Annotated in this window: 1 tRNA gene and 1 rRNA gene; both read right to left on the bottom strand. The window is 49.6% G+C overall.

The features are described 5' to 3' along the window. Positions 1-23: 23 nt before the first annotated feature. A tRNA-Ile gene (locus tag J1782_RS00010) sits at positions 24-100 on the bottom strand. A 70-nt stretch (positions 101-170) separates the two neighbouring features. Continuing rightward, a 16S ribosomal RNA gene (locus tag J1782_RS00005) occupies positions 171-250 on the bottom strand; the annotation flags it as partial.

Raw genomic sequence — 250 nt, 5'->3', positions numbered from 1 at the left:
GACAACGCAGCATGAGGACGAATTGGTAGGCCTGAGTGGACTTGAACCACCGACCTCACCCTTATCAGGGGTGCGCTCTAACCACCTGAGCTACAAGCCTATTAAGGTATTTCTGCTCGTTACTTTCATCAGACAATCTGTGTGGACACTGCACAATGCGTATCTTGAGGTAAGGAGGTGATCCAACCGCAGGTTCCCCTACGGTTACCTTGTTACGACTTCACCCCAGTCATGAATCACAAAGTGGTAA

The sequence above is a fragment of the Rahnella sp. BCC 1045 genome (assembly GCF_019049615.1).
GTDB classification, from domain to species: domain Bacteria; phylum Pseudomonadota; class Gammaproteobacteria; order Enterobacterales; family Enterobacteriaceae; genus Rahnella; species Rahnella contaminans.
The sequence above is the reverse complement of the archived record's forward strand: the minus strand, read 5'-3'. Positions and strand labels throughout refer to the sequence as shown.